The sequence below is a fragment of the Streptomyces sp. NPDC091649 genome (assembly GCF_044756785.1).
GTDB lineage: Bacteria > Actinomycetota > Actinomycetes > Streptomycetales > Streptomycetaceae > Streptomyces.
In genome coordinates this window covers 274043-298585 of record NZ_JBIVTR010000007.1, presented here as the reverse complement: position 1 = coordinate 298585, position 24543 = coordinate 274043, and the positions used below count along the sequence as shown (strand labels likewise).

The window sequence follows — 24543 nt, the reverse complement described above, 5'->3', positions numbered from 1 at the left end:
CTCCGCGATCGTGCACGCGTCGAAGATCCTGCCGATCGCCCGGCTGGAGGAGGAGCAGGTCAAGGTCGCCCTCGACCTGATCCACGACCGCCGGGTCGAGGGCTACGACCCCCTCCAGAGGCTCATGGAGCTGTTCGAGGGGGTCAACATGAAGTCGATGAAGGCGGGCAAGGCCGAGGAGCTGATGGCCCTCCCGCTGGACGAGCGCCTCAAGCGGCGCATCGTCGACGGCGAGAAGAACGGCCTGGAGGCCGACCTCGACGAAGCCCTCCAGGGGACCCCGGCGCTCGACATCGTGAACAACACGCTGCTGGAGGGCATGAAGGTCGTCGGCGAGCTGTTCGGCTCCGGCCAGATGCAGTTGCCGTTCGTCCTCCAGTCCGCCGAGGTCATGAAGGGCGCGGTGGCCCAGCTGGAGCCGCACATGGAGAAGACCGACGACGAGGGCAAGGGCACCATCGTGCTGGCCACCGTCCGCGGCGACGTCCACGACATCGGCAAGAACCTCGTCGACATCATCCTCTCCAACAACGGCTACACCGTCGTCAACCTCGGCATCAAGCAGCCCGTCTCCGCGATCCTGGAAGCAGCCGAGGAGCACCGCGCCGACGTGATCGGCATGTCCGGACTCCTGGTCAAGTCGACCGTGATCATGAAGGAGAACCTCCAGGAACTCAATCAGCGCAAGATGGCCGCCGACTTCCCCGTCATCCTCGGCGGAGCGGCCCTGACGCGGGCGTACGTCGAGCAGGACCTGCACGAGATCTACGAGGGAGAGGTCCGCTACGCCCGCGACGCCTTCGAGGGCCTGCGCCTCATGGACGCCCTCATCGGCGTCAAGCGCGGCGTCCCCGGCGCGGTGCTGCCCGAGCTCAAGCAGCGCAGGGTGCCCAAGAAGAACATCGACACTGCCGTACTGGAGGTCGAGGAGCCCGAGGGCTCGGTGCGCTCGGACGTCTCCACCACCAACCCGGTCCCCACCCCGCCGTTCCTCGGCACCCGCGTCATCAAGGGCATCCCGCTCAAGGACTACGCCTCCTGGCTCGACGAGGGCGCCCTGTTCAAGGGGCAGTGGGGCCTCAAGCAGGCCCGCACCGGCGACGGACCGACGTACGAGGAACTCGTCGAGACGGAGGGGCGTCCGCACCTGCGCGGCTGGCTCGACCACCTCCAGTCGAACAACCTCCTGGAAGCGGCCGTCGTCTACGGCTACTTCCCCTGTGTCTCCAAGGGCGAGGACGTGATCCTCCTCCACGAGGACGGCTCCGAGCGCACCCGCTTCACCTTCCCGCGCCAGCGCCGCGGCCGCCGCCTCTGCCTCGCCGACTTCTTCCGCCCGGAGGAGTCCGGCGAGAGGGACGTCATCGGCCTCCAGGTCGTCACCGTCGGCTCCAGGATCGGCGAGGCCACGGCCGAACTGTTCGCCGCCAACTCCTACCGCGACTACCTGGAGCTGCACGGGCTCTCCGTCCAGCTCGCCGAGGCGCTCGCCGAGTACTGGCACGCCCGGGTCCGCAGCGAGCTGGGCTTCGCGGGGGAGGACCCGGCGGACGTCGAGGACATGTTCGCGCTCAAGTACCGCGGCGCGCGGTTCTCGCTCGGTTACGGCGCGTGCCCGGACCTGGAGGACCGGGCGAAGATCGCCGACCTCCTGCGGCCGGAGCGGATCGGCGTCCACCTCTCCGAGGAGTTCCAGCTCCACCCGGAGCAGTCCACCGACGCCATCGTCATCCACCACCCCGAGGCGAAGTACTTCAACGCCCGGTAACCCCGTGTTCCCGCAGCGGCCTCGCGCCTTTCGCGCACCGTGGACGGACACGTCGTACACTGGTCGGTCCAGTGCAGGCCGGTCGCCCTCCCGCTTTCGGGGGAATGGCGGCCGGCCTTCTCCTCCCTTACGGAAGGTGTGCCGGATGACCAGTACGGTCCCCGCGTCCTTGACCCGCACGGCCGAAGACGCCGCCCTGCAAGCGGTCCTTCTCGACATGGACGGAACCCTGGTCGATACCGAGGGTTTCTGGTGGGACGTCGAGAAGGAGGTCTTCGCCGGCCTCGGGCACCGGCTGGACGAGTCCTGGCGGGACGTGGTCGTCGGCGGTCCGATGACCCGCAGCGCCGGTTACCTCATCGACGCCACCGGCGCCGACATCCGGCTGGACGAGCTGACCGTGCTGCTCAACGACGGCTTCGAGAGCCGTATCGACCGCGGCGTGCCCCTGATGCCGGGGGCGGAGCGGCTGCTCGCCGAGTTGGGCGCCTACGAGGTCCCCACGGCGCTCGTATCGGCCTCCCACCGCCGGATCATCGACCGCGTGATGGGCTCGGTGGGACACCACCACTTCGCTCTCACGGTCGCCGGGGACGAGGTCGTCCGGACCAAGCCCCACCCCGAGCCCTACCTCACCGCCGCCGCGGGCTTCGGCGCCGACCCCTGGCGCTGCGCCGTCATCGAGGACACCGCGACCGGTGTGGCCGCCGCCGAGGCAGCCGGCTGCCGCGTCGTCGCCGTGCCGTCCGTCGCCCCCATCGCCCCCGCGGCCGGGCGCGTGGTCGTCGGCTCCCTCGAAGAGGTCGACCTCGCCTTCCTGCGCAAGCTCATCACGGGAGCGGGCGGGACGGGCTGACCCCGTACGGGACGCACCCGCGCATCGGACGCACACCCGCACCGGGCCGACGTGTGTGAAGGAACGGCGGATTTCCTGTTCCCCTCCGTGTGCGTTCCGGCAACGTTCCGTGGATGTGGATCATTGATCGAGTGCATCTGTGAAGAGGGCGGACGGGTGATCTTCCTCACCGAAAAACCTCCGGTAGGCCGCCGGAATCGGGCGAGTTGTCCGCAATAGTGATCATATGTCGCCACCTCCGGTCGTCCGGCGAGCGTGAGCCGCTCTCCGGACGGTCGGAGAGGTCACGCGCGGCTACTAACTTGGATTCCTCACCTGCCGGGATGAGGGAGAACGTCCAGATGAACCGCAAGACCCTGGTGCTGCCGGCCGTCGTCGGCCTGCTCGCCCCCGTGCTCGCCGCCTGCGGCAGCACGGACAGCGGCGCCGGTGGCGAGGGAGCCATCGTCGTCGGCACCACGGACCAGCTCGTGGCATCCAAGGAGAATCCCGCGCCGCTCGACCCGGCCGTCGGCTACGAAGCGGGCGTCTGGAACGTCCTGCGGCAGACCGTGCAGACCCTGACCACGGTGCCTGGCGGCGGCGGCGAGCCGGTGCCCGAGGCCGCCCGCAGCTGCACCTTCACCGACACCGAGAACGAGAGCTACCGCTGCACCCTGCGGGCGGGCCTCACGTTCGCCGACGGAACCCCCGTCACCGCCGAGGACGTCAAGCATTCCATCCAGCGCGTCATCGACATCGACGCGGACAGCGGGCCGGTCGGCCTGCTCGCCAACATCGACATGATCGAGACCAAGGGCGAGGACCAGGTGATCTTCCACCTGAACACGCCCGACGCGACCTTCCCGTACAAGCTCGCCACCCCCGCCGCCGGCATCGTCCCGAAGGCCCAGTACCCGGCGAAGGAGGCGCGCAAGGGCTTCCAGGTGAACGGCTCCGGCCCGTACACCATGAAGCCGCGGTCCGAGGACGGCCGGGTCGTCGAGATCGCCTTCACCAGGAACCCCTCGTACAAGGGCGAGCTGAAGGTCCTCAACGAAAAGGTCGAGATGGACCTCTTCCCCGACGCAGGGGCCATGGCCCGCGCGCTCGACGAGAAGAAGATCCACATGATGACCCGGGCGATGTCGCCCGAGCAGGCCCACGACATGCTCGTGGACCCGAAGGAGGGCATCGAGCTCACCGAGCTGCCCGGCCTGGCCATCAGCTACCTCGGGTTCGACACCGAGGACCCGGTGGTCGACAAGCCCGTCCGGCAGGCCATGGCGCAGATCATCGACCGGGGCGAGATCGCGGGCAAGGTGTACGGCACCACCGCCGAACCGCTCTACTCACTGATCCCGACCAGCATCGCCGGGCACACCAACGCCTTCTTCAACAAGTACGGCGAGCCCAGCACGGCCAAGGCCGCGAAGATCCTCCGCGACGCCGGCGTCGAGACGCCGGTGAAGTTCACCCTGCACTACACCGACGACCACTACGGCCCGGCCACCGCCGAGGAGTTCAAGGCGATCCAGCAGCAGCTGAACAGCTCCGGTCTCTTCGAGGTCTCCCTCCAGGGCAAGGAATGGTCGAAGTACCGCCCCGAGCAGAAGCGCGGCGACTACGCCGTCTACGGCATGGGCTGGTTCCCCGACTTCCCGGACCCGGACAACTACACCGCGCCCTTCCTGGACGAGAACAACTTCCTCAACTCGCCCTACCGCTCCCGCGAGGCGCGAACCCTCATCCCGCAGTCCCGCCGGGAGACCGACCGCAGCGCTGCCGCCGCCACCTACGAGAAGCTCCAGGACATCGTCGCCACCGACGTGCCCGTGCTCCCGATCTGGCAGGGCAAGCAGTACGTGGCCTCCCGGGACGGGATCGCCGGCGTCGAACGCTCCGTCAGCGCCACCTCCGAACTCCAGCTCTGGGAGCTCAACCGGCCCGGCGCCTGACCACCGGACCACCGAAGCCGTCCGGCCCGTCCCCACCTGCCGACAGATGGGGACGGGCCGGACGGCTTCGCCGCGACCGGAGGAGGCGCCCGCTACTGTGCGCCCGGGCGCACCAGCCCGCTCTCGTACGCGTACACCGCGGCCTGCACCCGGTCGCGCAGGCCCAACTTCGTGAGCACATGGCCCACATGCGTCTTGACCGTCGTCTCGCTGACGAACAGGTCCGCCGCGATCTCCGCGTTCGACAGGCCACGCGCCACCAGCTTCAGCACCTCGACCTCACGGTCCGTCAGCGTGTGCAGGGCGTCCGGCACCGGGTCCTCACCGGACGGCAGATGGTCGGCGTACTTGTCGAGCAGGCGGCGCGTGATGCTCGGCGCGAGCATCGCCTCGCCCGCCGCCACCACCCGGATCGCCTGCACCAGCTCCGCCGCCGGAGCGTCCTTCAGCAGGAAGCCGCTCGCCCCCGCACGCAGCGCCTCCACCACGTACTCGTCGAGATCGAAGGTGGTCAGCACCAGCACCTTCGCCGGGCCGTCCTTCCCGGGGCCGGAGATCTGACGGGTCGCCTCCACCCCGTCCATCCGCGGCATCCGGATGTCCATCAGCACCACATCGGGCTGCAGTGCCCGCACCTGGTCGATGGCCTGCAGACCGTCACCGGCCTCTCCGACCACCGCCAGATCGCCCTCGGCCTCCAGGATCATCCGGAAACCGGTGCGCAGCAGAGGCTGGTCGTCGACCAGAAGGACGCGGATCGCCACAGGAACTCCTTAAGGGCCCTCAAGGGCCACGGCTCGGCCGGCCTCGGCCTGGACCGGTCCCATTCTGCCCTGGCCATCCTCGCCCGAACCCGCCGGGCGGACCGACAGCGGGTATACCGGGGGAGTCCCGCCGAATTCCGGACACACCGCCTGGTGGTCGCACCAGCCGCACAGCTTCGTCGGCCGGGGCCGCCAGTCACCCGTCTCCGTCGCCAGCGAGATCGCGTCCCACAGCGCCAGCAGCTTGCGCTCCACCCGTTCCAGGTCCGCCACCACCGGGTCGTACGTCAGGACGTCCCCGCTGCCCAGATAGACCAGCTGGAGGCGGCGCGGCACGACCCCCTTCAGCCGCCAGACCACCAGCGCGTAGAACGTCATCTGGAACAGGGGCCCCTCGGCGTACTCCGGCCGGGGCGCCTTCCCCGTCTTGTAGTCGACGATCCGGACCTCGCCGCTCGGCGCGACGTCCACCCGGTCGATCACCCCGCGCAGCCGCAGCCCCGACTCCAGCTCCGTCTCGACGAACAGCTCGCGCTCCGCCGGCTCCAGCCGCGTCGGGTCCTCCAGCGAGAACCACCGGTCGACCAGGCGCTCCGCCTCACCCAGCCAGCGCGACAGGCGCTCACCCTCGGTGTCTCCGGCGAACAGGCCGGTCAGCTCCGGCTTCGCCTCCAGCAGCCGGTCCCACTGGCCGGGAATCAGCGCCCGAGCCCGCGGCGCCGTACGGTCGGCCGCCGGTGCGTCGAAGAGCCGCTCCAGCACCGCATGGACCAGCGTGCCGCGGGTAGCCGCCTCGCTGGGCTTCTCCGGCAGCTTGTCGATGACCCGGAAGCGGTAGAGCAAGGGGCACTGCATGAAATCACTCGCCCGCGACGGCGACAGGGACGAAGGCGGCTGAGGCGGCCGCGGCACGGAAGTCATGTCTGAAGACCCTACGGCCCGCCACTGACAGCGAGCGGCATACCATCGACCGCAGACCCTCGCACACTGCACGAGCGTGGCGCACGCCACTCACCGAACCGAAGGGAACCCGTGGACGACAGCGGCGACAGCGGGCGGCCGCAGCCCGGCCCAGGGGGAGCGGCCCCCGGCGCCGACCCCGACAACGGCAAGCCGAAACGCCCCGCGGAGCCGGGCGGCGGCCTGCTGATGGGCCGGCCCTTCGGCGTGCCCGTCTACGTCGCCCCCAGCTGGTTCGTCGTCGCGGCGCTGATCACCTGGGTGTTCGGCGGCCAGCTCGACCGCGTGCTGCCCGAGCTGGGCGGCGCCCGGTACCTCGTCGCCCTGTTCTTCGCCATCGCCTTCTACGCCTCCGTGCTCGTCCACGAACTGGCCCACACGGTCGCCGCCCTGCGCTACAAGCTCCCGGTCCGCCGCATCCAGCTCCAGTTCTTCGGCGGCGTCTCGGAGATCGAGAAGGAGAGCGAGACACCCGGCCGCGAGTTCGTCCTCGCCTTCGTGGGACCGCTGCTGTCCCTGGTCCTCGGCGGCGTCTTCTACGGCGCGATGCAACTGGTCGAGCCCGGCACGGTCCCCGGCGTCCTGCTCGCGGGCCTGATGATCTCCAACCTCATCGTGGCCGCCTTCAACCTGTTGCCCGGCCTCCCCCTCGACGGCGGCCGGATGCTCCGCGCCGTCGTCTGGAAGATCACCGGCAAGCCCATGAGCGGCACCATCGCCGCCGCCTGGGTCGGCCGCGGCCTCGCCGTCGTCGTCCTCGTCGGACTGCCGCTGCTCACCCACACCGGCACGCTCGGCGGCTCCGCCCAGGACGTCGGCGGGGTCGAGACCGTCATGGACGCGCTGCTCGCCGCGATCCTCGCCGGCATCATCTGGACCGGTGCCGGGAACAGCCTGCGCATGGCCCGCCTCCGCGAGCACCTGCCCGACCTCCGGGCCCGCACCCTGACCCGCCGCGCCGTCCCCGTCGAGTCCGCCACCCCGCTCTCCGAAGCGCTGCGCCGGGCCAACGAGGCGGGCGCCCGCGCCCTCGTCGTCGTCGACGGGCAGGGCGACCCCAAGGCCGTCGTCCGCGAGGCCGCCATCGTCGGCGTCCCCGAACACCGCCGCCCCTGGGTCGCCGTCAGCGGCCTCGCCCAGGACCTCACCGAAGGCATGAAGATCCCCGCGGAGCTGGCCGGCGAGGCCCTCCTGGACCGGCTCAAGGCGACCCCCGCCACCGAGTACCTGGTCGTCGAGGAGACCGGCGAGATCTACGGAGTCCTCTCCACGGGCGACGTGGAGCGCGCCTTCGTCAAGGCCATGGCCCGCCCCGAATCCTGAAGCCGCCGCCCGCGGGCCCGTCGCCGCACCGGCCGGGCGGTCGGCGGCCCCGGAATCACCGGTACGCTGGTCACATGTCTGAACCGACCGGTGCCGCCCGCCGACGTGGGCCCTTCAAGGTCGGGGACCAGGTCCAGCTCACCGACCCCAAGGGACGCCACTACACCTTCACGCTCGAAGCCGGAAAGAACTTCCACACCCACAAGGGTTCTTTCCCGCACGACGAGCTGATCGGTGCTCCCGAGGGCAGTGTTGTCCGAACCACGGGAAACGTCGCCTATCTCGCGCTGCGCCCCCTGCTCCCCGACTACGTCCTGTCCATGCCCCGCGGCGCCGCCGTGGTCTACCCCAAGGACGCGGGCCAGATCCTGGCCTTCGCCGACATCTTCCCCGGCGCCCGCGTCGTGGAGGCCGGGGTCGGATCCGGCTCGCTCAGCACCTTCCTGCTGCGCGCCATCGGTGAGCAGGGCATGCTGCACTCCTACGAGCGTCGCGAGGACTTCGCCGAGATCGCCCAGCAGAACGTCGAGCGCTATTTCGGCTCCCCGCACCCCGCCTGGCAGCTGACGGTCGGCGACCTCCAGGACAACCTCTCCGACACCGACGTCGACCGTGTCGTGCTGGACATGCTCGCCCCCTGGGAGTGCCTGGAGGCCGTGTCCAAGGCCCTGGTCCCCGGCGGCATCCTCTGCGCCTACGTCGCCACCACCACCCAGCTCTCGCGCACCGTCGAGTCCATCCGCGAGATCGGCTGCTTCGCCGAACCGCAGCCCTGGGAGTCGATGATCCGCAACTGGCACGTGGAGGGCCTCGCCGTCCGTCCCGACCACCGGATGATCGGCCACACCGGCTTCCTGGTCACCGCCCGCCGCCTCGCGGACGGCGTCGAGCCGCCGCTCCGCCGCCGCCGCCCGTCCAAGGGCGCCTACGGCGACGACTACGACGGGCCCGGCAGCCAGAGCGGCTCCGCCGCCTCCCGTAGCTGACCCGTCCAACGCACCGGCGCCGCCGCGCGGTTCCCCGACCGACCGGGGAACCGCGCGGCGGCGCCTTTTCGTTGACCCCGCCGTTCCGCCCGGGTGTGAGGTGTGGCACGATGCTGGCCACCCCTCGGGGGTGTTCCCCACCCTTCACCGGGCTTCCAGGAACCATCAGGAGACATACCGCGTGCAGACCCCCGCGCTCCCGGATCTCGCCCACACCGCCGCCAAGCCGGTGCACTGGCTCGCCACGGCCGCGGCGATGGCGGGGGTCGTCGCGCTGGCCGGGCTGCTCCAGCCCCGTACGGCCACGGCGACCGCCACGGCCCCCGAGCAGCGGACCACCACGACCCACGGCGCACCCGCACCGGACCCGGCGGGCGTGGACTTCCCGCTGGAGTGCGCCGGCGCCGGGACGACCGTCGCGAAGCAGGCCCCCGGGGACCTCGACGGCGACGGGCGGCCGGAAACCGTCGCCGTGGTGCACTGCGCCGCCGGATCGGGGACCCCGCCCGGCGGCATCTACGTCCTGACACGGACGGGCGGGGCCGCACCCCGGGTCGTGGCGACCCTGGTGGACCCCGCCGACAAGAAGACGGTCGGGGACTTCGCCGTGCGCGACGGCGTCGTCTCGGCGACCCTCCTCGGCTACTCCTCGCTCGATGTGCCCCGCTGCTGCCCCGACCAGGAGGAACAGGCGTCCTGGCGGTGGAAGGGACGGGCGTTCGTCCGCGCCTCGGGGGACCTCGCCCGAAGCGCCTGAGCGCCGCCCCCCGGGGCCTCGTCCGCAAGCGCGTCCGGGGCCCCCGGCCGCCTAGTCGGCGTCCGGCCCGTACACCTCGACGCTGTCCTTGACGCGCCGCACGTGGATGCAGTCCCCGGGGCACTCCTTGGCCGAATCGACGACGTCCTGGAGGAGCGGCAGCGGCACCGGAGTGGTCGCCCCCGGGTTCTGCAGGAGCTCGTCGTCGCCGCTCTTCACGTATGCCAGGCCGTCGATGTCCAGCTCGAAGACATCGGGGGCGTACTGCACACAGATGCCGTCGCCCGTACAGAGGTCCTGGTCGATCCAGACCTCCAGGTCCTGCGTGTCACTGTCGCCCGGCGAGTCCTGCTGCACGGTCATGTGTCCTGCCGTTCCTGCGTATCTGAACCAATTGGAGCCAGCCCTGACGGGTGTTGAACGGTTCGACGATACAACCGGCGGCTTTCCGGTGCCGAAGGGTGGGTATTCCCTTGGCGTGAGGGAGAGCGCAAGAGTGAAGATCGGACACGCCCCGCAGTCTTTGTGATCTAGGGGTTTCAATCACCACCCACCCAGGTAGGGTCAGGAAGCGTCCAGCTCCCCATGGAGGAGGTGAGGACCGTGGCAGCCCACGACGACGACATCAACCGCGGCATCCGGCCCGCGCGAGGGTCAGAAGACCCAGCGGGCCAGGTTGCCTTTCTCGAGCAGGAAATCGCCGTCCTGCGACGTAAGCTCGCCGACTCTCCGCGTCATACGAGGATTCTCGAAGAGCGGATCGTCGAGTTGCAGACGAACCTGGCAGGCGTGTCCGCACAGAACGAGCGGCTCGCCAACACGCTCCGTGAGGCGCGTGACCAGATTGTGGCCCTCAAGGAGGAGGTCGACCGGCTCGCGCAGCCGCCGGCCGGCTTCGGGGTCTTCCTGCAGGCCAACGAGGACGGCACCTGCGACATCTTCACCGGGGGCCGCAAGCTCCGGGTGAACGTCAGCCCGAGTGTCGAGCTCGATGACCTCCGGCGCGGCCAGGAGGTCATGCTCAACGAAGCGCTCAACGTGGTCGAGGCCATGGAGTACGAGCGGGCCGGGGACATCGTCACCCTCAAGGAGATCCTTGAGGACGGCGAGCGCGCCCTCGTGGTCGGACACACCGACGAGGAGAGGGTGGTGCGGCTCGCCGAGCCGCTGCTGGACATGACCATCCGCGCCGGCGACGCCCTGCTTCTGGACTCCAGATCGGGTTACGTCTACGAGGTGGTCCCCAAGAGCGAGGTCGAGGAGCTCGTCCTCGAAGAGGTCCCGGACATCGACTACGACAAGATCGGCGGTCTGGGCGACCAGATCGAGCTGATCCGCGACGCGGTCGAGCTTCCGTATCTGCACCCCGACCTCTTCAAGGAGCACGAGCTGCGCCCGCCGAAGGGCATCCTGCTCTACGGGCCGCCCGGCTGCGGCAAGACGCTCATCGCCAAGGCCGTAGCCAATTCGCTCGCCAAGAAGGTCGCCGAGGTCACCGGGCAGCCCGCGGGGAAGAGCTACTTCCTCAATATCAAGGGCCCCGAGCTCCTCAACAAGTACGTCGGCGAGACCGAGCGGCACATCCGGCTGGTCTTCCAGCGGGCTAGGGAGAAGGCGAGCGAGGGCACCCCCGTCATCGTCTTCTTCGACGAGATGGAGTCCCTCTTCCGCACCCGCGGCAGCGGCGTCAGCTCGGACGTGGAGAACACCATCGTCCCGCAGCTGCTCGCCGAGATCGACGGGGTGGAGGGGCTGGAGAACGTCATCGTCATCGGCGCCTCCAACCGCGAGGACATGATCGACCCCGCCATCCTGCGGCCCGGCCGTCTCGATGTGAAGATCAAGATCGAGCGTCCGGACGCCGAGGCGGCGAAGGACATCTTCGCGAAGTACCTGACCCCGTCGCTCCCGCTGCACGCGGACGATCTGGCCGAGCACACCGGCTCCCGGACGTCCGCCGCCCACGCCATGATCCAGTCCGTCGTGGAGCGGATGTACACGGAGTCGGAGGAGAACCGCTTCCTCGAGGTCACGTACGCCAACGGCGACAAGGAAGTCCTGTACTTCAAGGACTTCAACTCCGGCGCGATGATTCAGAACATCGTCGACCGGGCAAAGAAGATGGCCATCAAGGCATTCCTGGAACAGGGCCAGAAGGGGCTGCGGGTCGCCCACCTCCTGCAGGCGTGCGTGGACGAGTTCAAGGAGAACGAGGACCTGCCGAACACCACCAACCCGGACGACTGGGCCAGGATTTCCGGCAAGAAGGGTGAGCGGATCGTCTTCATCCGCACACTCGTCACCGGAAAGCAGGGCGCGGACACCGGACGGTCCATCGATACGGTGGCCAATACCGGCCAGTACCTGTAATACGCGGACCGGCTGCGGAAGCCCCCAGGGGCGTCCGCAGCCGGTTTCATTCCCCCGTTCCGGCCGTGCCGGAGCAATGTCGTAATGGAGCTCCCCACCGGCGCAGAGGCCCTCTAGGCTCTGCGGTACCGCCGAATCGCGCAGTGCGGTGACGGGCACCGCGAACGCACCGGACACAGCAGCGGTACTTGAGCGTCGCTCCCGGAGGGGACCGACGCCGGGCAAGGAGGGCCGCATGACCGTACGGCGAGTAATGGGCATCGAGACGGAGTACGGGATCTCCGTCCCCGGCCACCCCAACGCCAATGCCATGCTCACCTCGTCCCAGATCGTCAACGCGTACGCGGCGGCGATGCACCGGGCGCGACGCGCCCGCTGGGACTTCGAGGAGGAGAATCCGCTGCGGGACGCGCGAGGCTTCGACCTCGCCCGTGAGACCGCCGACTCCAGCCAGCTCACCGACGAGGACATCGGCCTGGCCAATGTCATCCTCACCAACGGCGCCCGGCTGTACGTCGACCACGCGCACCCCGAATACAGCTCCCCGGAGATCACCAATCCGCGGGACGCGGTGCTCTGGGACAAGGCCGGCGAACGGATCATGGCGGAGGCCGCCGAGCGGGCGGCCGCCATCCCCGGGGCGCAGCCGATCCACCTCTACAAGAACAACACCGACAACAAGGGCGCCTCCTACGGCACGCACGAGAACTACCTCATGCGGCGGGAGACGCCGTTCTCGGACATCGTGCGCCATCTGACGCCGTTCTTCGTCTCGCGCCAGGTCGTCACGGGCGCGGGCCGGGTCGGCATCGGCCAGGACGGCCGGGAGCACGGCTTCCAGATCAGCCAGCGCGCCGACTACTTCGAGGTCGAGGTCGGCCTGGAAACCACGCTCAAGCGGCCCATCATCAACACCCGCGACGAGCCCCACTCCGACGCGGAGAAGTACCGCCGGCTCCATGTGATCATCGGCGACGCCAACCTCTCGGAGATCTCCACCTACCTCAAGCTGGGCACCACCTCCCTGGTGCTGGCCATGATCGAGGACGCCTTCATCAACGTCGACCTCGCGGTCGACCAGCCCGTGCGCACCCTGCACCAGGTCTCGCACGACCCCGGCCTGCGGCAGCTGATCACTCTCCGCAACGGCCGGACGCTCACCGGGGTCCAGCTCCAGATGGAGTACTTCGAGCTGGCCCGCAAGTACGTCGACGAGCGGTACGGCGCCGACGCCGACGAGCAGACCAAGGACATGTTGATCCGCTGGGAGGACACCCTCAACCGGCTGGAGACCGATCCGATGAGCCTGTCCGGCGAACTGGACTGGATCGCCAAGCGGGAGCTCATGGAGGGCTACCGCCGCCGCGACGCGCTGGACTGGGACGCCTCCCGGCTGCATCTGGTGGACCTCCAGTACGCGGACGTACGGCCCGACAAGGGCCTCTACAACCGCCTGGCGGCCCGCGGGAAGATGAAGCGCCTCCTGGACGAGGAGGAGGTCGCCAGGGCCCGTACGAAGCCCCCGGAGGACACCCGGGCCTACTTCCGGGGCCGGTGCCTCGAACAGTACGCCGACGACGTGGCGGCGGCGTCCTGGGATTCGGTGATCTTCGACCTTCCGGACCGCGACTCCCTGCAGCGGGTGCCCACCCTGGAGCCGCTGCGCGGCACGAGGGAGCACGTCGAGGGCCTGCTGGACCGTTGCCGGACGGCGGAGGAGCTGGTCCGGGCGCTCTCGGGCGGCTGAAAGGCCCCCGGGCTGGGAATCAATCATCTGGGGCGCGGGCGTTGCATCAACTACCGGGCCAAATGTCGGGCCCCGTGGGTAGGGTCTGATCAAGAGCTTCGATTGCTTCGAACCGAGCGGGGTGAGCTACATGGCGACCAAGGACACCGGCGGCGGACAGCAGAAGGCGACGCGTTCCACCGAGGAGGCCGAGGAGCAGGCACAGGACTTGCAGGCGTCCGAGGACCTCGCGGAGCGCCAGGAGAAGCTGAGCGACGACGTCGACTCGGTTCTCGACGAGATCGACGATGTCCTCGAAGAGAATGCCGAGGATTTCGTGAGGTCGTTCGTTCAGAAGGGTGGACAGTAGTTCACCGGTGTGAGCGACCGGTAGTTCCGGGCGTCCGCGCGGGCAAGCGGGGAGGACGGGGTGACGGCGCACGCCACGGCGTGGGCCGTCACCCCGCCCGCCGACCGGAGGCCGCCTCCCGGCCCCGCCGGATCGGTGCGGATAACCCTCCCCGAACATGTGGATCACTGCCACCGGGCGGGTAGGGTCCGTGACGTACGTGCTTCAACTGCAATTCGGCCATCGGCAAGTTGGGGGATGATCCTGACTCTCTTGCGCAGGGCCATCGCTTACCTGGAGGGAAACGCGTGGAAGCCAACACTCGTAGCACCGGGCGTCTACCAGCTGCCTTCCTGACGCCGGGTTCGTCCTCGTTCATGGACTTCCTGTCCGATCAGTCGCCCGAGATGCTCCCGGGCAACCGGAGCCTGCCGCCGCTCCAGGGGGCCATCGAGGCGCCGCACGGGACGACCATCGTCTCGGCGTCCTTCCCCGGTGGTGTGGTCCTGGCCGGCGACCGGCGCGCCACCATGGGCAACATGATCGCGTCGCGCGACATGCAGAAAGTCTTCCCGGCCGACGAGTACTCCGCGGTCGGCATCGCCGGCACCGCCGGACTGGCCGTGGAGATGGTCAAGCTGTTCCAGCTGGAGCTGGAGCACTTCGAGAAGGTCGAGGGCGCCCAGCTCTCCCTGGAGGGCAAGGCCAACCGCCTCTCCACCATGATCCGCAGCAACCTCGCGATGGCCATGCAGGGCCTCGCGGTGGTGCCCCTCTTCGCCGGCTACGACGTCGACCGCGAGAAGGGCCGCATCTTCTCCTACGACGTCACCGGCGGACGCACCGAGGAGAACGGCTACGCCGCCACCGGCTCCGGGTCGATCTTCGCCCGCAACGCGATGAAGAAGCTCTTCCGCGAGGACCTGACGGAGCAGCAGGCCCTCACCCTGGTCGTACAGGCGCTGTACGACGCGGCGGACGACGACTCGGCGACCGGCGGCCCGGACGTGGCCCGCCGCATCTACCCGATCGTCACCGTCATCACCGACGAAGGCTTCCGGAGGCTGACCGACCAGGAGTCCTCCGAGATCGCGCGCTCCATCCTGGAACGCCGACTCGAGCAGCCCGACGGCCCGCGCGCCGCGCTGCTCTGACCCGGACCCCGAGCCTCCCCCGACGCACTCGTCACTGACAGAAAGGGACGGATAGCCGGTGTCGACGCCGTTCTATGTCTCACCCCAGCAGGCCATGGCCGACCGGGCGGAATACGCCCGCAAGGGCATCGCCCGTGGTCGCAGCCTCGTTGTGCTGCAGTATGCCGACGGCATTGTGTTCGTCGGCGAGAACCCGTCCCGCGCACTCCACAAGTTCAGCGAGATCTACGACCGGATCGGCTTCGCGGCCGCCGGCAAGTACAACGAGTACGAGAACCTCCGCATCGGCGGGGTGCGCTACGCCGATCTGCGTGGATACACCTACGACCGGGACGACGTGACGGCCCGCGGGCTGGCCAACGTCTACGCCCAGACGCTCGGGACCATCTTCTCCAGCGCGGCCGAGAAGCCGTACGAGGTGGAGCTGGTGGTCGCCGAGGTCGGCAGCGAGGCCGAGGGCGACCAGATCTACCGGCTGCCGCACGACGGTTCGATCGTGGACGAGCACGGCTCCGTCGCGGTCGGCGGCAACTCCGAACAGATCAGCAGCTTCCTCGACCAGCGGCACCGCGACGGCATGACGCTGGCCGAGGCGCTCAAGCTGGCTGTCCAGGCGCTCTCGCGGGAACCGGGCGGCGGTGAGCGGGAGATCCCCGCGGAGCGCCTTGAGGTCGCCGTCCTGGACCGCACCCGTCCGCAGCAGCGCAAGTTCAAGCGGATCGTCGGCCGTCAGCTGGCCCGGCTGCTGGACACGGAGGCCGCCGGCAGCACGCCGACGGACGCCCCGTCCGACACCGAGGACAACGACTCCGCCGAGACCGCCACCGGCTCCACGGAGGAGACGGACACGTAGGCCCCCGGCGCCCCCGGCGCCCCCGCGCCCTCCGGCCCGGGGGCGCCGTCACGCCCGGGCGCCGGGCGGCGGCCCCGTGGAACCGCGCACGACGAGCGAGACCGGCGGACCGCCCGGCTCGACGGGGCGGCCGTCCAGCACCGCGAGCAGCGCCTCCATGCCCCGTTGCCCGACCCGCTCCGCCGGCAGCCGCACCGTGGTCAGCTCCGGCTCCAGCGCGGTGGCCAGCGCCAGGTCGTCGAATCCGGTGACCGACAGGTCGTCCGGCACCCGCAGCCCGAGCCGGCGGGCCGCCTTGCAGGCTCCGGCGGCCAGGATGTCGTCGTCGCAGACGATCGCGGTGGGCCGGCCGCCGGCGGCTGCCAGGGCCTGTTCGGCCGCCTCGCGCCCCGCCCGTACGTCCAGTGGAGCCCGTACCGTGCGCACCGTCGCGTCCCCCGCCGTGCCCAGCGCGTCGTGCAGCGCCTCGGCGCGCACCGCGAACGTCCAGGTGTCCACGGCGGAGGCCAGGTGCAGGAAGCGACGGTGGCCGAGTCCCAGCAGATGGCCCGTCACCTGCCGCATCCCGTCGGCGATGTCGAGGTTCACATGGGCGGCGGGCCCGCTGCCCGAGGGGTCGCTGTCGAGCATCACCAGCGGCAGGTCCGCGCCGTGCAGCGCCTCCAGGGCGTCGGCGGCCATCGAGGAGGCGATGACCCCGTCGAGTGCCGCGCGCGCCGAGGCGAACGGGTCCCGGGCCGGGCCCGTGCCGTCCGGCGAGGGGTAGAGCACCACACCGAAGTCGTGCTCCGCGGCGACCGCCGCCGCCCCGGCGTACACCCGGGCGAAGAACTCGTTGGTGAGCGCGGGCACCACCAGCAGCGCGGTCCTGGTGCGGCCGAGCCGCAGACTGCGGGCCGCCAGATTGGGCCGGTAGCCGATCTCCGCCGCGGTGTCCCGGACCCGCTGGGCCGTGGTCTCCGACACTCTGCCGGGCCACTTCCCGCCGAGCACCAGGGAGACCGTCGCCTGGGAGACCCCCGCCGCACGGGCCACGTCGCGGCTGGTGGGCCGGGCGGGGACGGGCTGCTGCGCGCTGGTCACTCGTGCCTCCGTGCGAGTTGTCTCCGTGCTGCCGCGAGGTGGACCCGCGAACTGCGCACATGGTACGTATGAACCTCGAAGTTATACGTAACACCTCGGTGGGCGGCACCGCCCCGGGGCGGAGAGGGGCGGGAATGGCCGCAGGATATCTGGACATCCTCCGGGCGCGGCATGCCGCCCGGCTGCTGACGGGCACCCTGGTGGGGCGGCTGCCCAACGGCACCGCGCACATCGCGATCGTGCTGTTCACCCGGGCGGAGGGCGGCAGCTACACGCTGGCCGGCGCTCTCGCCGCCGCCTACGGACTGGCCACCGCCGTGGGCCAGCCGCTGCTCGGCCGGGCGGTCGACCTGTACGGGCAGCCGCGCGTCCAGCTCCCGGCAGCCGTGCTCTCCGCGCTGGGCATGTCCCTGCTGGCCTTCGCCGGCCTCGCGTCCCTCCCGCTGGCCTGCCTCGCCGTCGTCGTCGCCGGAGTCGCCACACCGCCGCTGGAGGGCGGCCTGCGGGCCCTGTGGCCCAGCGTCCTCAAGGGCGAGGACCAGGTTCACCGGGCCTACGCCATGGACGCCGTGGCGCAGGAGATCATGTTCACCGTCGGACCGCTCCTGGTGACGCTGCTCGTCTCCCTCTGGTCCCCGGCCGCCGCCCTGCTCGTCATCAACGCCATCGGCGTCCTCGGCGCGCTGTCGGTCGTCCTGTCCGAGCCCTCGCGCGCCTGGCGCTCCGCGCCCCGCGAAGCGCACTGGCTCGGCGCCCTGCGCTCGCCCGGACTCCTCGCCCTGCTCGGCGCGTTCTTCTTCGTCGGGCTCGCCCTCGGCTCCATCACGGTGGCCGGAGTGGCGTACGCGGACGACCACGGCCGGGAGTCGGTGTACGGCTGGCTGATGGCCGCACTCGGCCTCGGCGCGCTGATCGGCGGCCTGGCCTACGGGGCGCGGCAGTGGGCGGGTCCGCCCGAGAAGCGGCTGCGGGTCATCGTCGGGCTGCTGGCACTGGGCTACCTGCCGCTGACGCTCACCCCCTCGGTGCCCGCCATGACCGCCCTCGCCGCCCTCGCCGGCGTGTTCCTCGCACCGGCCATCGCCTGCTCCTTCATCGTGGTCGACCGGCACGCCCCGCGCGGCACGGTGACCGAGGCGTTCTCCTGGCTCGTCACCACGTTCGGCGTAGGCGCGGCAGCCGGCACGGCCGTCGCGGGGCCGGCCGTCGAACTCGGCTCGACCGCCTGGAGCTTCGCCGTCGCGGGGGCCGGAGGGGTGGCGGCCCTGGCCGTCCTGCTGGCCACCGGAAGGGTCCTGGAGGGCGTCGCGGCCCCCGGCCGTACACCCGACGTAGTGGCGGGTTCGGAAAATGATCGAAACGGTGCCGTCGAACCCGGTTTCAGCTCAGGCCATAAGGCGTAATGTTCAGTCATGGACCGCCGCATTTTCGGGCTGGAGAACGAGTACGGCGTCACGTGCACGTTCAGGGGACAGCGCCGACTGTCACCTGACGAAGTGGCGCGCTACCTCTTCCGCCGTGTTGTGTCATGGGGCCGCAGCAGCAACGTCTTTCTGCGGAACGGCGCCCGCCTCTACCTCGACGTGGGATCGCATCCGGAATATGCAACCCCCGAATGCGACAACGTGACCGAACTGGTCACGCACGACAAGGCGGGCGAGCGCATTCTGGAGGGCCTGCTCGTCGACGCCGAACGCCGCCTGCACGAGGAGGGAATCGCGGGCGACGTCTATCTCTTCAAGAACAACACCGACTCGGCGGGAAACTCCTACGGCTGCCACGAGAACTACCTCGTGGCCCGGCACGGAGAATTCTCCCGGCTCGCGGACATCCTCATTCCGTTCCTCGTCACCAGGCAGCTGATCTGCGGTGCGGGCAAGGTGCTCCAGACCCCGCGCGGCGCGGTCTACTGCGTCAGCCAGCGTGCCGAGCACATCTGGGAGGGCGTCAGCTCCGCGACCACCCGCTCCCGGCCGATCATCAACACCCGCGACGAACCGCACGCCGACGCGGAGCGGTACCGCCGCCTCCACGTCATCGTCGGTGACTCGAACATGTCCGAGACGACCATGCTGCTCAAGGTCGGCGCCACCGACCTGGTGCTCCGCATGATCGAGGCGGGCACGGTGATGCGGGACCTGACCCTGGAGAACCCGATCCGGGCGATCCGCGAGGTCAGCCACGACCTCACCGGTCAGCGCAAGGTGCGCCTGGCCAGCGGCCGGGAGGCATCGGCCATAGAGATCCAGCGGGAGTACTACGAGAAGGCCGTGGACTTCGTCGAGCGCCGGGGCATCCGCACCGGGACGGTCGACCAGGTCCTGGAGCTGTGGGGCCGCACCCTCGACGCGGTCGAGGCCGAGGACCTCGACCGGATCGACACCGAGATCGACTGGGTCATGAAGTACAAGCTCATCGAGCGGTACCGGGCCAAGCACAACATGACCATGTCGAATCCGCGGGTCGCCCAGATAGACCTCGCCTACCACGACATCCACCGCCGCCGAGGTCTCTTCTACCTCCTGGAGCGCAAGGGGCAGACCGCCCGCATCTGCAACGACCTGAAGATCTTCGAGGGCAAGTCGGTGCCCCCGCAGACCACCCGGGCGCGGCTGAGGGGCGACTTCATCCGCAGAGCCCAGGAGCAGCGGAGGGACTTCACCGTCGACTGGGTCCACCTCAAGCTCAACGACCAGGCGCAGCGCACGGTGCTGTGCAAGGACCCGTTCCGCTCGGTGGACGAGCGGGTGGAGAAGCTGATCGCCGGCATGTGAGCCGACGTCACCGCACGGACGGCCCCGGCCTCCAGGACGCACCGTCCCGGACACCGGGGCCGGTCCGCGCGGGGCCCGGCCCCCCACCGGATCGAAGCGCCCAAGGGCTGTCCCGCGATTCCGGGCGGATCGGCGCGCGGCGTCGGATGCGGTGCGCCGCAAGGCGGAGGGACGTCCGCACATTGGCCGTATGCGGATGTTCCGACAACGCGGCGCGGCGCCGTAGCCGTCGTCGCGCGCCCGCCGGGAATCGCGGGACAACCCTTAGAGTGATGCGTAACTGTTTCACCGTGCCCCCTGAGATCTGAGGAACCAGTGCGCCGAACCGCCGGCCTTCTCGTCGCCCCCCTCCTGCTGCTGTCGGCAGTGGCGTGCGGCAGCGACAAGGGCTCCGACTCCGCCTCGTCCAAGAACGGCGTCCCCGCGATCACCGCAGGCGCCGAGTTCGGCGAGAAGCCCACCCTCTCCAAGGGCGAGGGTGACCCGCCCAAGGAGTTGCGGACCGAGGTCATCAGCGAGGGGGACGGCGCGACGCTCAAGAACGGCGACGCCATCCAGGTCAACTACCTCGGCCAGGCGTGGGACTCCACGGAGCCGTTCGACAACAGCTTCGACCGCAAGCAGCCCTTCGACCTGACCCTCGGCGCCGGCATGGTCATCCAGGGCTGGGACAAGGGCCTGGCCGGTCAGAAGGTCGGCAGTCGCGTCGAACTGGTCATCCCGCCGGAGCTCGGCTACGGCGAGCAGGGCCAGGGGGAGGACATCAAGCCGAACGCCACGCTCGTGTTCGTCGTCGACGTCGTCAAGGCCACCCAGATCCCGGCCTCCGCCAAGGGCACCGAGGTCGCCCAGGACAACATCGACCTGCCCAAGGTCGGCGTGAAGACCGACGGCAAGGCCCCGACGGTCACCATCCCCAAGGGCGACCCGCCGAAGAAGCTCGTCTCCACCTATGTCCTGGAGTCCGACGGCGAGGTCGTCAAGGAGTCCGACAGCGTCGTCGTGAACTACGTCGGCATGATCTGGAAGGGCGCCAAGGAGTTCGACAACACGTACAGCACGGGCAAGACCCAGACCTTCCCGCTGTCCCAGGTCACGCTGAAGGGGCTGAAGAACGGCCTGGTCGACAAGAAGGTCGGCAGCCGGGTGCTGCTCGTCATCCCGCCGGACCAGGCGTTCGGCGACCAGGAGCAGCAGACGATCCCGAAGAACTCCACCCTGGTCTTCGCCGTGGACGTCCTCGCCAAGGTGTAAGACTGTCCCGGTTGCCCAGTTCATCATTTAGAGGAGCAGTTCAGTGAGCATCGAGAAGCCCGAGGTCGACTTCCCGGGTGGCGAGCCGCCGGCCGACCTGGAGATCAAGGACATCTGGGAGGGCGACGGCGCGGTGGCCCAGGCGGGCCAGACCGTCTCCGTCCACTACGTGGGCGTGGCCTTCTCCACCGGCGAGGAGTTCGACGCCTCCTGGAACCGCGGCACCCCGCTGCAGTTCCAGCTCGGTGCCGGCCAGGTCATCTCCGGCTGGGACAAGGGCGTGCAGGGCATGAAGGTCGGCGGCCGCCGGCAGCTGACCATCCCCGCGCACCTCGCCTACGGCGACCGCGGCGCCGGCGGCGGCAAGATCGCCCCGGGCGAGACGCTGATCTTCGTCTGCGACCTCGTCGCGGTCTGATCCGTTCCCGCTGCGCGAACGAGGGCCCCCGCCGTCCGGCGGGGGCCCTCGTCGCCGTCCGACGGCTTCCCCCAGCGCCTGCCGGTCAGCGGCCCGGCTTTGGTCACCACACCCCGGGGCGGTACGGTCGACGGTCGTAGAGCAACAAGAGAAAGGGCGTCGATGGCGATTGCCAAGGCCGAGCGGTTGATGAACCTCGCACTGTGCCTGCTGGGGACCCGGCGCCCGCTCAGCAAGCGCGAACTCCGCGGCTCCATCGAGGCGTACCTCGAAGCGGGATCGGACGACTCCTTCAACCGGATGTTCGAGCGCGACAAGGACGATCTGCGCGAGCTCGGCCTCGTCATCGAGACCGTCGAGAACCTCGACGGCGACACCGGCTACCTGGCCCGCCGCGACAGCAACCGGCTGCCCCCCATCACCCTGGACGCCGAGGAGGCCGCCGCCCTCGGCCTCGCCGCCAAGGTCTGGCAGCAGGCCCGCCTCGCCGGAGCCGCCAGCGGCGCCCTCCAGAAGCTGCGGGCCGCCGGAATGCCCGAGGCCGAGGACGCCTACGAGGTCCACAGCGCCCTCGAACCCCGCATCCCCGTCCACGAGGCCGCCTTCGAGCCCCTCATGCTGGCCTGCCGCGACCGCCGGCCCGTGACCTTCGACTACCGCAAGGCCAACTCCGCCCGCCCCGAGCAGCGCCAGGTCGAACCCTGGACCCTCGAATGCTGGCGCGGCCACTGGTACCTCGCCGGCTGGGACCGCGAGCGGGGCGCCGAGCGCGTCTTCCGGCTCTCCCGCATCACCGGCCGGGTCCGGTCCCGCGCCGGGGCCTTCAGCGCCGGGGTGCCCGACGTGGTCACCGTCCGTGAGACCGTCGAGAGCTGGGCCGGCGAGACCGCGACCCGTACCGCCCGGATCAGGCTTCGCGCCGGAGCCGGCTACCCGCTGCGGTCGCGGGCGATAGCCGTGAGGGAACGCGGCGACGGCTGGGACGAGCTGGAGATCCCGTACGGACACGGCCTGGACGCCTGGCTCGTCGAGTTCGGACCGGACGTCGTCGTGGAGGAACCCGCCGATCTGCGGGCCGATGTGGTGGACCGGCTCCGCGCCGTGGCCAAGGACTAGGGGCAGGGAAACGATGGCCACGAACGCGATCGACCAGACCCGCCGGATGCTGTCCCTGGTGACGTATCTGCGCGAGCGCCCCGGCGCCCACGTCCAGGACGTGGCGCGGGCCTTCGGCATCACCGAGGACGAGCTGATCTCGGATCTCGACGTCCTGCCCATGTGCGGCACCAGCTTCCGCGGCGGCGATCTCCTCGACATCGACACCGACGGCGACCGGATCTGGTGGCACAACCCGGACGACGTCGCCGAGCCGCTCCGGCTCGCGGCCGACGAGGCGACCGCGCTGCTCGTCGCCGCCCGCGCCGTCGCCACCCTCCCCGGCCTGCGGGAGAGCGACCGGCTCGCCCTCGTCCGCGCGACCGCCAAACTGGAGACGGCCGCCGGCGAGTCCGGGGCGGCCAGCTCCCGGCTCTCGGTGACCTTCGAGGCGGAGGGCGGCGTCTTCGCCGACGTCGACCGGGCCATCTCCGAGCGCCGCCGGCTCTGGCTGCGCTACTACTCGCCCGCCCGCGACGAACTCACCGAGCGAGAGGTCGACCCGATCCGGCTCTTCGCCGTCGGCCACACCTATATGGAGGGCTGGTGCCGGCTCTCCGAGGCCCGCCGGACCTTCCGGCTGGACCGGGTCGCCGAGATCCGCCTCCTCGACGCACCCGCGGCCCCGCCCGAGCTGGAACTGCGCGACCTGTCCGCGGGGCTGGTCCAGCCCGCGGCCGAGGACCCGGAGGTCGTGATCGAGGTCGGCACCGGCGGCCGCTGGGTCGCCGAGTACTACCCGCACGACTCCGCCGAGGAACTCCCCGACGGCGGCCTGCGGATCACCCTGCGCACCCCTGATCCGGCGTCGCTGCGCCGGCTCGCCCTGCGCCTCGGCGGAGACGGCCGCATCGTCACTCCGCCGGAGCTCGCGGACAGCGCGCGCGAGGCCGCCCGTGAGGCGCTCGCCGCTTACGAGGAAGCGGTCTGAGCCCCGGGGAGGGGAGACAACGATGAACCGGACGTCCCTGTTTCCGGCCGCCGCCACCGGAAGCCGCCCACCGCCCCACCCGGGCGCCGGACCCGTCCCCGTGGCGGTGCCCGCCGCCGTACGCTTCCGGGCCGCCTGCCCCGACTGCCGGGGGCGCTTCGAACTGTCCGCGGGGGCCCTGCGCCTGGCCATCGGCGCCACCCGCCGCACCACCTTCTACACCTTCACCTGCCCCGAGTGCGGCGCCTCGGTCCGCAAGCCGGCCGGGGAGCGCATCATCGAACTGCTCACCGGCGGCGGCGTACGGACACTGCGCCTGCACACCGCCCTGTAGCGCCCCGACCACAGCGCCCTGACCGCCAGGGCCCCGCAGTTCCCGTGGAGAAGAGGCACCGCCGTATGTTCTGGCCCATGCTCGCCATCGCCCTCGGCTTCCTGGGCATCGCCGTGCTCGGTGTGCTCGGTGTCAAGGTCTTCGTCGAGGCCCGGCGTCTCGGCCGGCAGGTCACGGTCACCACCGAGCGGATCAACCGGGCGTCGGAGGACCTGGAACGGGCGGCCACCCGCCTCGCGGCCACCGGCGACGGCCTGCGATAACGGGCCCGGGGGCCTGATGCTCCCCGGGGCCGGGGGGTAGTCTGCAGGGGTCGGCCCAGGCAGGCAGGTGCGGGTCGCAAGCCGGAGTACGCACGGGCATTGCCTCGCGTTTACCCCTGCGGGTTACGATCGCTGCCAAGGGCAACGATCGGACGTATGCCCGGTCGAACGGGTAGCGAGCCCACCCTCCAGCCGCCTCAGTGAGAAGGAAGTCGCACATGATCGGCAATCTGAAGCCCCTCGAGATCGTTCTGATCATCGCTGTCATCCTGCTGCTCTTCGGTGCCAAGAAGCTCCCCGACATGGCGCGCTCGCTCGGCAAGTCGGCCCGTATCCTCAAGAGCGAGGCCAAGGCGATGAAGAAGGACGACAGCGCGACCGCGACGCCCACGACGGAGACCGTCGAGGACACGACGCCCCCGCAGTCCACCACCGCGCGCACCATCCAGGCCGCTCCGGGAGACGTCACCAGCTCCCGCCCGGTCAGCGAGGCCAAGCCCACCACCCAGAGCTGACGCGCTTCGCCGA

Annotated in this window: 24 protein-coding genes and 1 pseudogene; 21 read left to right on the top strand and 4 right to left on the bottom strand. The window is 70.3% G+C overall.

Annotated features, from left to right (window positions below; all coding sequences use genetic code 11):
* From ACIQMU_RS15865 to ACIQMU_RS15855, 3 genes are all read left to right on the top strand, one after another.
* Positions 1–1768, top strand: a 1768-nt coding sequence (locus ACIQMU_RS15865) for a vitamin B12 dependent-methionine synthase activation domain-containing protein (RefSeq protein ID WP_402689022.1), incomplete at its 5' end; no start/stop codon positions are given.
* 145 nt (positions 1769–1913) lie between these two features.
* Positions 1914–2624 (top strand): HAD family hydrolase, encoded by a 711-nt coding sequence (locus ACIQMU_RS15860; protein WP_402689021.1) that lies wholly within the window; start codon positions 1914–1916, stop codon positions 2622–2624.
* A gap of 341 nt (positions 2625–2965) precedes the next feature.
* Positions 2966–4561: an ABC transporter substrate-binding protein gene (locus ACIQMU_RS15855; protein ID WP_352241708.1), complete on the top strand. Its 1596-nt coding sequence runs from the start codon at positions 2966–2968 to the stop codon at positions 4559–4561.
* A gap of 92 nt (positions 4562–4653) precedes the next feature.
* On the opposite strand, the gene ACIQMU_RS15850 is transcribed toward ACIQMU_RS15855, so the two are convergent.
* Positions 4654–5325, bottom strand: coding sequence for a response regulator transcription factor (locus ACIQMU_RS15850; RefSeq protein ID WP_352241707.1), 672 nt, complete (start codon positions 5323–5325; stop codon positions 4654–4656).
* A 9-nt stretch (positions 5326–5334) separates the two neighbouring features.
* Positions 5335–6180, bottom strand: coding sequence for a PD-(D/E)XK nuclease family protein (locus ACIQMU_RS15845; RefSeq protein WP_352241706.1), 846 nt, complete (start codon positions 6178–6180; stop codon positions 5335–5337).
* A gap of 177 nt (positions 6181–6357) precedes the next feature.
* On the opposite strand from ACIQMU_RS15845, the gene ACIQMU_RS15840 reads away from it, so the two are divergent.
* From ACIQMU_RS15840 to ACIQMU_RS15830, 3 genes are all read left to right on the top strand, one after another.
* Positions 6358–7608, top strand: a complete 1251-nt coding sequence (locus tag ACIQMU_RS15840) for a site-2 protease family protein (protein ID WP_402689020.1) — start codon at positions 6358–6360, stop codon at positions 7606–7608.
* Positions 7609–7682: 74 nt separating this feature from the next.
* The gene (locus ACIQMU_RS15835) at positions 7683–8594 is read left to right on the top strand and encodes a tRNA (adenine-N1)-methyltransferase (RefSeq protein WP_030583650.1); all 912 of its coding nucleotides are present in this window, start codon (positions 7683–7685) and stop codon (positions 8592–8594) included.
* 181 nt (positions 8595–8775) lie between these two features.
* Entirely contained in the window at positions 8776–9351 is a 576-nt protein-coding gene (locus tag ACIQMU_RS15830; protein ID WP_402689019.1) for a hypothetical protein, read from the top strand.
* Between the two features lie 51 nt (positions 9352–9402).
* On the opposite strand, the gene ACIQMU_RS15825 is transcribed toward ACIQMU_RS15830, so the two are convergent.
* Positions 9403–9714 (bottom strand): ferredoxin, encoded by a 312-nt coding sequence (locus ACIQMU_RS15825; RefSeq protein ID WP_073745426.1) that lies wholly within the window; start codon positions 9712–9714, stop codon positions 9403–9405.
* Positions 9715–9954: 240 nt separating this feature from the next.
* Here ACIQMU_RS15825 and arc point away from each other — a divergent pair, with 240 nt between their 5' ends.
* The 6 genes and pseudogenes from arc (at position 9955) to prcA (ending at position 15803) form a co-directional block, all read left to right on the top strand.
* Complete coding sequence (arc, locus tag ACIQMU_RS15820) at positions 9955–11721, top strand: proteasome ATPase (RefSeq protein WP_352241702.1); 1767 nt, start codon at positions 9955–9957, stop codon at positions 11719–11721.
* Positions 11722–11956: 235 nt separating this feature from the next.
* A complete protein-coding gene (gene dop / locus ACIQMU_RS15815; RefSeq protein ID WP_352241701.1) occupies positions 11957–13468 on the top strand; it encodes a depupylase/deamidase Dop in 1512 nt (503 codons plus the stop codon).
* Between the two features lie 130 nt (positions 13469–13598).
* On the top strand, positions 13599–13817 hold the full coding sequence (locus ACIQMU_RS15810; protein ID WP_402689018.1) for a ubiquitin-like protein Pup: 219 nt from the start codon (positions 13599–13601) through the stop codon (positions 13815–13817).
* A 156-nt stretch (positions 13818–13973) separates the two neighbouring features.
* Positions 13974–14153 (top strand): annotated as a pseudogene (locus tag ACIQMU_RS15805) (endonuclease domain-containing protein); the annotation flags it as partial.
* Positions 14105–14950 carry a proteasome subunit beta gene (prcB, locus tag ACIQMU_RS15800; RefSeq protein ID WP_352241699.1) on the top strand — a complete coding sequence of 282 codons (846 nt, stop codon included), beginning with the start codon at positions 14105–14107 and terminating at the stop codon, positions 14948–14950. The pseudogene ACIQMU_RS15805 and the gene prcB, both read left to right, overlap by 49 nt.
* A 58-nt stretch (positions 14951–15008) precedes the next feature.
* Complete coding sequence (prcA, locus tag ACIQMU_RS15795) at positions 15009–15803, top strand: proteasome subunit alpha (protein ID WP_352241698.1); 795 nt, start codon at positions 15009–15011, stop codon at positions 15801–15803.
* 48 nt (positions 15804–15851) lie between these two features.
* On the opposite strand, the gene ACIQMU_RS15790 is transcribed toward prcA, so the two are convergent.
* Positions 15852–16886 carry a LacI family DNA-binding transcriptional regulator gene (locus ACIQMU_RS15790; protein ID WP_352241697.1) on the bottom strand — a complete coding sequence of 345 codons (1035 nt, stop codon included), beginning with the start codon at positions 16884–16886 and terminating at the stop codon, positions 15852–15854.
* Positions 16887–17020: 134 nt separating this feature from the next.
* Between ACIQMU_RS15790 and ACIQMU_RS15785 the strand changes: the two genes are divergently transcribed.
* From ACIQMU_RS15785 to tatA, 9 genes are all read left to right on the top strand, one after another.
* On the top strand, positions 17021–18289 hold the full coding sequence (locus tag ACIQMU_RS15785) for an MFS transporter (RefSeq protein WP_402689017.1): 1269 nt from the start codon (positions 17021–17023) through the stop codon (positions 18287–18289).
* 9 nt (positions 18290–18298) lie between these two features.
* A complete protein-coding gene (pafA, locus tag ACIQMU_RS15780) occupies positions 18299–19660 on the top strand; it encodes a Pup--protein ligase (protein ID WP_352241695.1) in 1362 nt (453 codons plus the stop codon).
* Positions 19661–19975: 315 nt separating this feature from the next.
* Positions 19976–20914, top strand: a complete 939-nt coding sequence (locus ACIQMU_RS15775; RefSeq protein ID WP_352241694.1) for an FKBP-type peptidyl-prolyl cis-trans isomerase — start codon at positions 19976–19978, stop codon at positions 20912–20914.
* Positions 20915–20957: 43 nt separating this feature from the next.
* Positions 20958–21332: an FKBP-type peptidyl-prolyl cis-trans isomerase gene (locus ACIQMU_RS15770; protein WP_352241693.1), complete on the top strand. Its 375-nt coding sequence runs from the start codon at positions 20958–20960 to the stop codon at positions 21330–21332.
* Positions 21333–21494: 162 nt separating this feature from the next.
* Complete coding sequence (locus ACIQMU_RS15765) at positions 21495–22448, top strand: WYL domain-containing protein (RefSeq protein WP_352241692.1); 954 nt, start codon at positions 21495–21497, stop codon at positions 22446–22448.
* Between the two features lie 13 nt (positions 22449–22461).
* Positions 22462–23418 (top strand): WYL domain-containing protein, encoded by a 957-nt coding sequence (locus tag ACIQMU_RS15760; protein WP_352241691.1) that lies wholly within the window; start codon positions 22462–22464, stop codon positions 23416–23418.
* A 22-nt stretch (positions 23419–23440) separates the two neighbouring features.
* A complete protein-coding gene (locus ACIQMU_RS15755) occupies positions 23441–23752 on the top strand; it encodes a hypothetical protein (protein ID WP_352241690.1) in 312 nt (103 codons plus the stop codon).
* A gap of 65 nt (positions 23753–23817) precedes the next feature.
* On the top strand, positions 23818–24015 hold the full coding sequence (locus ACIQMU_RS15750) for a hypothetical protein (protein WP_352241689.1): 198 nt from the start codon (positions 23818–23820) through the stop codon (positions 24013–24015).
* 218 nt (positions 24016–24233) lie between these two features.
* Positions 24234–24530 carry a Sec-independent protein translocase subunit TatA gene (tatA, locus tag ACIQMU_RS15745; protein WP_352241688.1) on the top strand — a complete coding sequence of 99 codons (297 nt, stop codon included), beginning with the start codon at positions 24234–24236 and terminating at the stop codon, positions 24528–24530.
* Positions 24531–24543 lie beyond the last annotated feature (13 nt).